General features: G+C 73.9%; 6 protein-coding genes, 1 tRNA gene and 2 pseudogenes. 5 read left to right on the forward strand and 4 right to left on the reverse strand.

Features of this window, described 5'->3' with window-relative positions; all coding sequences use genetic code 11:
- Nucleotide 1: 1 nt before the first annotated feature.
- From IRY44_RS27670 to IRY44_RS27680, 3 genes are all read right to left on the reverse strand, one after another.
- Entirely contained in the window at nt 2-997 is a 996-nt protein-coding gene (locus IRY44_RS27670; protein WP_013287288.1) for a MoxR family ATPase, read from the reverse strand.
- A gap of 21 nt (nt 998-1,018) precedes the next feature.
- Complete coding sequence (locus tag IRY44_RS27675) at nt 1,019-3,583, reverse strand: fibronectin type III domain-containing protein (RefSeq protein ID WP_194803125.1); 2,565 nt, start codon at nt 3,581-3,583, stop codon at nt 1,019-1,021.
- Nucleotides 3,584-3,790: 207 nt separating this feature from the next.
- On the reverse strand, nt 3,791-4,633 hold the full coding sequence (locus IRY44_RS27680; protein WP_370585030.1) for a hypothetical protein: 843 nt from the start codon (nt 4,631-4,633) through the stop codon (nt 3,791-3,793).
- Between the two features lie 310 nt (nt 4,634-4,943).
- Between IRY44_RS27680 and IRY44_RS27685 the strand changes: the two genes are divergently transcribed.
- Both IRY44_RS27685 and IRY44_RS27690 read left to right on the forward strand, forming a co-directional pair.
- Nucleotides 4,944-6,068, forward strand: coding sequence for a hypothetical protein (locus tag IRY44_RS27685; RefSeq protein WP_194803128.1), 1,125 nt, complete (start codon nt 4,944-4,946; stop codon nt 6,066-6,068).
- 48 nt (nt 6,069-6,116) lie between these two features.
- The gene (locus IRY44_RS27690; RefSeq protein WP_194803129.1) at nt 6,117-6,326 is read left to right on the forward strand and encodes a hypothetical protein; all 210 of its coding nucleotides are present in this window, start codon (nt 6,117-6,119) and stop codon (nt 6,324-6,326) included.
- A gap of 641 nt (nt 6,327-6,967) precedes the next feature.
- Here the strand turns inward: IRY44_RS27690 and IRY44_RS31405 are convergent.
- Nucleotides 6,968-7,183: pseudogene (locus IRY44_RS31405) on the reverse strand (hypothetical protein); the annotation flags it as partial.
- 158 nt (nt 7,184-7,341) lie between these two features.
- Between IRY44_RS31405 and IRY44_RS27700 the strand changes: the two are divergent.
- The 3 genes and pseudogenes from IRY44_RS27700 to IRY44_RS27710 form a co-directional block, all read left to right on the forward strand.
- Nucleotides 7,342-7,425 (forward strand) — tRNA-Leu (locus IRY44_RS27700).
- Nucleotides 7,426-7,542: 117 nt separating this feature from the next.
- Complete coding sequence (locus tag IRY44_RS30905) at nt 7,543-8,019, forward strand: hypothetical protein (RefSeq protein ID WP_228532930.1); 477 nt, start codon at nt 7,543-7,545, stop codon at nt 8,017-8,019.
- Nucleotides 8,016-8,539 (forward strand): annotated as a pseudogene (locus tag IRY44_RS27710) (site-specific integrase); the annotation flags it as partial. The gene IRY44_RS30905 and the pseudogene IRY44_RS27710, both read left to right, overlap by 4 nt.

The raw sequence follows: 8,539 nt of genomic DNA on the forward strand, positions 1-8,539 counted from the left end.
CTCAGCCGTGCACCGCTGTGGCCTGGCCCGACGGCAGCGGCACCGGCACCGACGCGACCGCCTGACGCAGCACCTCGGCGGGCGTCACACCACGCACCTGCGCGTCGGGGGTGAGCAGCAGCCGGTGCGCGAACACCGGCTCGACGAGCGCCTTCAGGTCCTCCGGCATGATCCAGCCGCGGCCGTCGATCAGCGCGTACGCGCACGCCGCCCGGGTCAGCGCGATCACCCCGCGCGGGCTCACCCCGACCCGCACCTGCGGATGGGTACGCGTCGCCGCGGCCAGCCGCACCGCGTACGCGTAGAGCGGCTCGGCGATGTGCACCCGCCGGGCCATCTTCACCATCTCGCCCACGGTGGCGGTGTCGGTGACGGCGGTCAGCGAGTCGGGGGAGCGGACCGTGGCGCCGCGCAGCACCTCCACCTCGACCGCCTCGTCCGGGTAGCCGACCGACAGCTTCACCAGGAACCGGTCGAGCTGGGCCTCGGGCAGCCGGTACGTGCCGTCCATCTCCACCGGGTTCTGCGTGGCCACCACCAGGAACGGCTGCGGCACCGGGTGCCGTACGCCGTCCACGGTGACGGTCCGCTCCTCCATCACCTCCAGCAGCGCCGACTGCGTCTTCGGGGACGCCCGGTTGATCTCGTCGGCGATGACGATGTTGGCGAACACCGGCCCCGGGTGGAACTCGAAGCCCCGGCTGGCCTGGTTGAAGATGGTCACCCCCGACACGTCGGAGGGGAGCAGGTCCGGCGTGAACTGGATCCGCCGCCACTGCCCCTTCACCGTGGCCGCGACGGCCCGCGCCAACGTGGTCTTGCCGACGCCCGGCACGTCCTCCAGCAACACGTGCCCCTGCGCGAACAGCGCGGTCAGCGCGAGTCGCACCACCTGCGGCTTACCGAGCACGACCGCGTTGACGTTGTCGGCCAGCCGGGCGGCCAGGGCGGCGAAGCCCTGCACCTCCGGCTGGCTCAGCGGCTCGTGCGTGTTCACGGATGCGCCTCTCGGGTGCGGTCAGCAGGTGGGCAGGACGCCGAGGTCGTCGCCGCCCTCCAGGTTGAGCCAGGCCCACGGGATGTACGTCTTGCCCTTGTACTCCACCTGGACCCACCAGGTGCTCTGCTTGTTGTTGTTGTAGATCCAGGCGTCCACATCCTCGCCCTTCACCTTGCAGTACGTGCGCAGCCGGTGGCCGTCCGGCACCCAACCGGCCTGCCGGTCGTTGTCCTGCCTCGGCACCTCGAAGATCTCGTTGCCGTTGCGGCCCGGCACGTCCTTGTCGCAGTACGTCCGCTGGTCGCCGTCCGGACCGTTCTTGCACGTGGCGATGCCGTACACCGGGTCGGTGGTCTGCGCGCGGGAGGCGGTGCCCTTACCGGCGGCGTTGCTCGCGGTCAGCGTCACCGTGTACGCCGTCCCCGGCGTCAGCCCGGTCACCCGCAGGCTGGAACAGCTCCCGCTCGCCGTCTTCCCGCCCGTTGCCGCCGTGCAGGAGGCGCGACCGCCGCCCGCGTCCACAGTGAACGTCACAGTCACCGACGTGGCGTCCGCCGACGAGCCGGTCACCGTGATCCGGGGCTCGGCCACCGTCCGCGCGGTGGTGCTCGCCTCCGGTCCCGGCCCGGCCTCGTTCACGGCCTTGACCTTCACCGTCACGTTCTGCCCGTTGCCCAGTCCGCCCACGGTGGCCTGGACGTCGGTCACCTCGACGGACTTCCCCGCGGCCTCCACCACGTACTTCGTCACCGGGCGGCCGTTGTCCACCGCCGGGGACCACTGCACCGCGATCGTGCCCGGCTGGTCGGCGACTGTGGACGCGCGCAGCTCCGTCGGCGCCTTCGGCGTGGTGAACGGCACCACCGTGTTGCTCACCGGCGACGCCTTCGACCCGGCGCCCTTCTCGCTGACCGCGGTCACCGTGAACGCGTACTGCGTGCCGTACTCCAGTTGCCCGGCCGGCACCACCAACTCCGTCTTCGCCGACTCACCGGCCGGGGCGCTCGCACCCGCCGAGGTCGCCGTCACCGCGTACTTCGCGATCGTGTTGCCCTGACCGTCGGCCTCGGGCCAGCTCACCCGCACCGTGCCGTCCGGCCGCGCCTCGGCGGTCACCGACGCCGGCGGGTCCGGCACCTCGGCGGTCGGCACCACCGGGTTGCTGCGCCGCGCCGGCCCCTCACCCTTGGCGTTCACCGCGTGCACCGAGAACGTGTACGTCTCACCGTTTGTCAGACCGGTGATCTCCAGCGCGCGCTGGTTCGCGCCGACCTGGTGGGTCTGACCGGCGCCCTCCACCACGTACCGGATGATCTCGGCGCCGTTCGACGGGGCGGCCTGCCAGCTCACCCGCGCCGACGCGTCACCCGCGGCGGCGGTGACCGACTTCGGCGCACCCGGCTTGGACACCTTCGGCTTCTTCGGCGGGGGCGGCGGCGGGGCCACCGGCGGCGGGTCGCCGCCCAGCACGTCGTTTGCGTACTTGTCGACCTCACGCACCTGGTTGCGGTCGTCAACCACCTGCGCGGTGGACGAGTCCGGCGGGTTGATGAACAGGTGGTTCTCCCGGACCTCCAGCTCGACCGGGCCGGGCCGGCCGGAGCCCTTGACGGTCTGCACGAGCTGACCCTCGCCGTCGAAGGCGTACACCGTGCCGGTGGTCTCGTCGGCGCAGTAGAACCGGCCCGCCCACGCCACCGCCGGGCTCAACCGGGCACCGGCGCCGGGAACCGTGAACCGCTTCACCTCGCGGCTGTCCCGCACCACGTGCACCGACCTGTCACCGGGGACCGTGACCGGCACCTGCGGCCCGCTGGTCCGCGTCGGCAGGTTGCCCGGCGCGCTCATGCTCAGCTCCGCCCGCTGCGTCTGCCCGCCGACCACGGTCACCAGCGACGCCGAGGTCCGGTCCAGCACCGCGACACCCTCGTCCAGCGTGGACACCACCAGCTCGTGCGCCGGCTCGGCCACGTCGTACGTCTCGACCCGCTCCGGGCTGAGCCCCGCGGACGGCGCGTCACCCGGCGTCTCCGGCAGCTCGGCGGCGGTCACCGCCGAGACGGTGCCCTCGCTCGGCACCGCCACCCACAGCTTGCCGGCGCCGTCGAACGTGCCGCCGGTGATACCCGGCGGGTAGCGCACCGGCTCACCCACCGGCGTCAACGCCCTCGGGTCCAGCTGCCGGACGATGCCCTGCACCGCGTCCACCACGAACGCCGCGTCCTCGTGCAGCGCCACGCTCACCCCGAACCCCGGCGCGGTCGGCGTCGTCGCGGTGATCTGCAACGTCGCCAGGTCCAGCGAGCTGACCTGCCCGGTGTTGAGGTCGCGCAGGATCAGCAGCCGGTCGGTCTGCGCCACCTGCACCTGGTGCCGCCGCCCACCCGGCACCTCCATCCGGGTGTCCACCCGCGCGGTGACGCCGTTGACCCGGGCCAGCTCGCTGCGGGTGGTGCTCCACAACCAGGACGACGCGTCGAAGCTCGCCACCGCGTTGTCGGCCGCGCCCAGCCCGAGCACAGTCAGGCCCATCGCGGCCAGCAGCGCGGCCACCGTGCCGATGGTGACCAGCCCGCCCCGCATCCGCGACCGTGGACGAGCCTGCTCCGGCGCGGTGCCCGTGACGTCCTCGATGGTGGTCACTGCCGGCTGCCTCCCCGTGTCGGTGCGGGGAGCGACGCCGAGCACGGCCGACCCTCCCCAGAGCCGGGAGCCATCATAGGTGCCGCCCGGAGCCGGTGAAACCCGCACCGTCCCCCTGTGGACACCGAGCGTGTCGTCCGTGGACGCTCAGTTCGGCGTGGGGCCGCCCTCCCGGTCCGTGCAGACCTGACCCGAGGTGGCGTACGAATCGGTCGAGTAGACAGCCAGCACCGTGAAGCAGTAGTCCAGCTTCGCGCTCAGCCCGTTCACCGTGTAGCGGGTCTGCCCGGCGTCCACAGTCGCCATCACGCCGAGCTTCTGCCCGGCCCGGCCACCGGCCACCACGAACGGCACCCCGCCGTTCGTCGGATCGGTCCAGGTTACCGTGACGGTGGTGGTGTCGTCGCGCAGCTTCAGGTCTCCCGGCGGCGGCCCGGTCACCTTCGGCGACGCGGCGCCGGACGCGGGCACGGGAGCCGGCGGCGGCGCCGCCTCCCGGTTCAGCAACACCGCGCCGACACCGACCGCCGCGACCACCGCGAGCACCGCACCCCCGACCACAAGGGCCAGCACCGTCCGGTTGCGGCCCGGCCGTTCCGGCTCCATCGGGTACGCGTCCCGCGGCGGGACCGGCGGCGGCTGGTGGAACATCGGCGGGGTCGCCGGCCAGGCGCCCTGCTCCGGCTGGGCCGGCGGCTCCGGTCGCGTGGACTCGGGGAAGTCCAGCAGGTCCTCGTAGATCGTCATCTGCCGGTTCGGCTCCGGCGCGTCCGCGTCCGGTTCGCCGGCCGGGTCGGCGGGTGCCGGCTCATCCACTTCCAAGTCGGGATCGGTGGGCCGGTCGACCGGCTGGGACGGGGCGACGCTGCTCCACGGCGGCGCCACCATGCCCCACGGCGGTACGGAGGAACCGCTGACGGGTGCCGCGCTGACCGGCGCCGCGGGTGGTCCGCTGACCGGCGGTGGATAGGTGCCGGGGGGAGCGCTCACCGGTGGGTGTCCGGCGGGCGGCGCGCTGACCGGTGGCGGGTACCCAGGTCCGGGCGGCGCGCTGACCGGCGGTGGGTAGCCGGGTCCGGGCGGCGCGCTGACCGGCGGTGGGTAGCCGGCCCCGGGTGGCGCGCTGACCGGCGGCCCCGGAGGACCGCTGACCGACTGCCCGAAGGGCCCGCTGACCGGGTTCACAGGGGGCGCGCTGACCGGAGACGTCGAGGGCGATCCGATCGGCGGTGCGCTGGTGGGTGGAGCGCCGGCCTGGGGCGCGGCGGGCGGTGGCGCTACGTCTGCTGCCGGAGCACCGGTGGCCGGTGCGCCGGCCTCGGGCGTGTGCGGCTGCCTCATGCTCGCGGCAGCGCCGCCTTCACCCGTGGCCGAAGGGCTCACCGACGATCCGTCGACCGGGGATGCGCTCGACGGCGGTGCGCTCACCACGGGCGTTCCGGACGAACCGGCCTGGACCGGGTTGACCGGAGGTGCGCTGACGGGCGGTGAGCCGGCGGGCGGTGAGCCGGCGGGCGGTCCGCTGACCGGCCGTGCGCCGGCCGGGGTTTCGCCGACGGCACCGGCTGTCGCGGGGTTGACCGGGACGCCGGGGGCCGCCGTCGCGGCGTTGCGCGCCGCCTCCTCCTCCAGCAGCGGGCCGATCTGCTGCACCTGGATCGTCGGCTTGTCCCAGCCCGGTCCACCGGGGATCGGCGATGTCGTACCCCGTCCCGCATCGCTCGTGTCGATGCCGGCCGCCCGGTCGACGGCGGGACGCGGAGGAGCGGTTGCCTCGGCCGTCGACGGCGCCTGCTGGGCGGGCGCGGGTCGCGGCGGCGCGGGCGGCGCAGGGACCGGCGTCGCTGCGGTGGCAGCGGCCGGCGCCGATTCGGCGACCGGCTGGGAGGCGGGTGCCGGTGGCGTGGCCGAGGCCGGAGGGGTGACCGGTGGTGGGAGGGGCTGGGCCGACACCGGCGGGACAACCGGAACGGCCGGCGGCGACGGTAGAGGGCTGTTCGTCGGAGCCGGCACGCGCGGCGCCGGCGGGAGGACGGACGGAGGCGGCGGCACGAGTCCCGCCGAGGGCATCCGCGACGGTGGCGGGGCGATTCCGGCGGGAGGCGACTCGGCGACCGGCGGTGCGGGCGGCGGCGGAATGACCGGCGGGGGCGGGAGCGACGGCGCACCGGCGATGCCCGGCGTCTGTGGCGGCGGCAGCGGGCGCGCCCCGGCGGTGGGTTCTGTCGTCGGCGTTCCAGGCGTCGCTGCGGGTGGTCCTGGTGCCGGACCGGGCATCGATGTGCCGGTGGTTGCCGGGTGCGGAGGTGCGGCGGGGGCACGGGGCGGCACCGGGGTCACACCGGAAGCGGCGGCCGGTCGACCGTACGTTGCCGGCGGAGCCTGGGAGGCGCGCCGGGCCGGTGGCACCGGGATGACGCCCTGAGCCGGGGGCACCGGCCGGACACCGGGATTATGCGGGACCCTCCCGGCAGTGGGCGGCGTCGCCGGGGCGGTGGTTTCGATGGGCACCACCGGGAACCGGGAGGTCGCCTCCTCGGTGATGGGCGCGAACCGGGTCGTCGGCTCCGCGGCGGGCGGCGAGGGCGGCGCCGACGGACTGGCGGGTCCGTTCGGCCCGGCGCCGGGAGGGTGCGGCGGGGCAGGCGCCACCGGTGGTGAAGGAACGATCGGTGCGGGCTGAGGTGGCTGCCCGGGGCGGGGCGCCTGCGGTGCCGGGCCCGGGCGGGGCGCCCACTGTGAGCCGGGTGCCGGCGGATTCGCGACGGGCGCACCCGGGGCGACGGGACCTGGCGGTGCCGGAGCGTGCGGGTGCGGCGGTGGGACGGGCCGCAACGAGACGGTGGGCTCGGGCACCCCGTGCCCGGGGTGTCCGGGACCGGGGTGTCCGGGATCGGGCCGGACCGGCCCGGGGATGCCCGGCGGCGCTGGATCGACGTGTCCGGGCAGGGGCGAATTGGCGTACCCGGGGCGGCCCGGATTCGGGTAGCCGGGCGGGGGTGGAGCGGGGAGCGGTCCGGCAGCGGCGGCGGAGCCGCCGGGGGAGGGGCCATAGCCTGCGGGAGCGGCGGCGGAGCCGCCGAGGTACTGGCGGGCCGCGCGTACCGCGGGGTGGTCCGGACCGAGCACGGCGGCCCCGGCGGTCGCCACGCGGCTGTAGTTGCGGCGGGCCTCGTGCCGGTTGCCGAGTTCCTCGGACACCCCGGCGAGGTCGAAGCTGAGCGCGAGCATCAGCGGGTCGCCCTCGCCGCGGCGGCGCTCGCCAGCCGCGTAGGCCTCCTCGAGTACGCGCCGGGCGGAGGCCGGGTCGTCGGCCTCGCGGTGCAGCCGGGCCAGCAGGTGACCGGTGGCCAGGACGTCCTGGTGGTCCTCGCCGTACGCCGGGCGGGCCGCGACGATCGCGTCATGGAGCAGGCGGCGGGCGCTTGTCAGGTCACCCGCGGCGCGCAGTGCGAGGGCCTGGTGTTGAGTGGCGATCAACGGGGAGGGGTGGGACACGGGAGCAATGCTGCCCGGAATCGCCTGTTGCGCGCTACCCACCCGATCTATGTGGCCGCTGACCTGCGCAAACGCGCCGCGATGGAGCTGATGTGCATGATCGTTATGGGCCGTGTACAGTAATGCCCCGTGCGGCCCGCCAGGCCGACCGATGCGGTGAGTAGCTCACATTGGTCGACCGGGTAGGCTGGTACGTGCAGGTCCGGGTGGCGGAATGGCAGACGCGCTAGCTTGAGGTGCTAGTGCCCGTATAGGGCGTGGGGGTTCAAGTCCCCCCTCGGACACTCCCGCGTAGCATCCGTGCGACGTTGGACGTACAGGTGGTCAAGCATGCTTGGCCACCTGTTTTCACTCTCTGTTACCACCGTTGGTGGCAGCCTCGTCGTTGGGCGAGGTGGGTCATGACCGACCGGCCAATCGATTCGGTGATCCCGGCGGTGGTTCCGTCAGGCGGGCTCAAGATCCGCGGTGACTCGCGTGCCGCGATGAAGCGACCGCCTCTGCCGCTGGCGCGACTGGCTCCTACTCGTGACGGCAGCACGGTGTATGGGCTGGCGACTCTTGATGTGCATGGCCGCGTCGCTGATCGGGCGGTGATGACCGTTCTCGGCTGGGTTCCTGGCCTCAGGCTGGGCATCAGGGAAAGCGGCGGTCTGATCATCGTCGACCCTGATCCGCGCGGGGTGTTCCAGGTGACGAAAGAGGGCCATGTGCGGTTGCCCGCTGTGGTCCGCCAGTGGTGCGGGTTGACAGCCGGCGATCGGGTGCTGCTGGCGGCCGACCCGAAGGCCGGACGTCTCGTGCTTCACCCACCGGCCTCGCTGGACGCGGTGGTCGCCCGAGTGCAGGACGAGGCGTTCGCGGGCGGTGAGTCGTGAGCGGCGTGGCGGGCAAGGCCGAGCTGGAGGCCGCTCGGTTGTTGCTGTCGCGGATGGGCATCTCGCCAGCGGATCTGGTGGCAGTGGCGTCGGACCTTCCGCCGGCTCCGACGTTCGCGGAGTACGTGCCGGTCGTGGCAGCTGCGGTCAGCGCTGGCACCCGGCGGGCGTACGGGTCGTACTGGAAGCGCGTGGTCGAGCAGTGGGGCCAGCGGCGTATCGATGAGCCGACACCATCGGAGATCGAGCGGCTTGCGGAGTACGTCAAGACGCATGTGGTGGCCCGCCGCAACGCGCGGGGTGGGCGCAGTGCGGCGGAGCATCTGATCGCGGCGCTGCGATGCCTGTACCGGCGGGCGGTCGCCGACGGGCTCCTGTCCGAGGCCGAGAACCCGGCGTTGAAGGTGGCGAAGCCACGGCGGTTGCCGAGCACCCGGCGAGCGTTGGCGGATACCCGGTTGGCGGAGATCAACGAGGTGGCGGCGTCCACGGGTGATGATCCGGCGTTGGACAGTCTGCC

The sequence above is a fragment of the Micromonospora sp. ANENR4 genome, assembly GCF_015354395.1.
Classification (GTDB): Bacteria; Actinomycetota; Actinomycetes; order Mycobacteriales; family Micromonosporaceae; genus Micromonospora; species Micromonospora aurantiaca.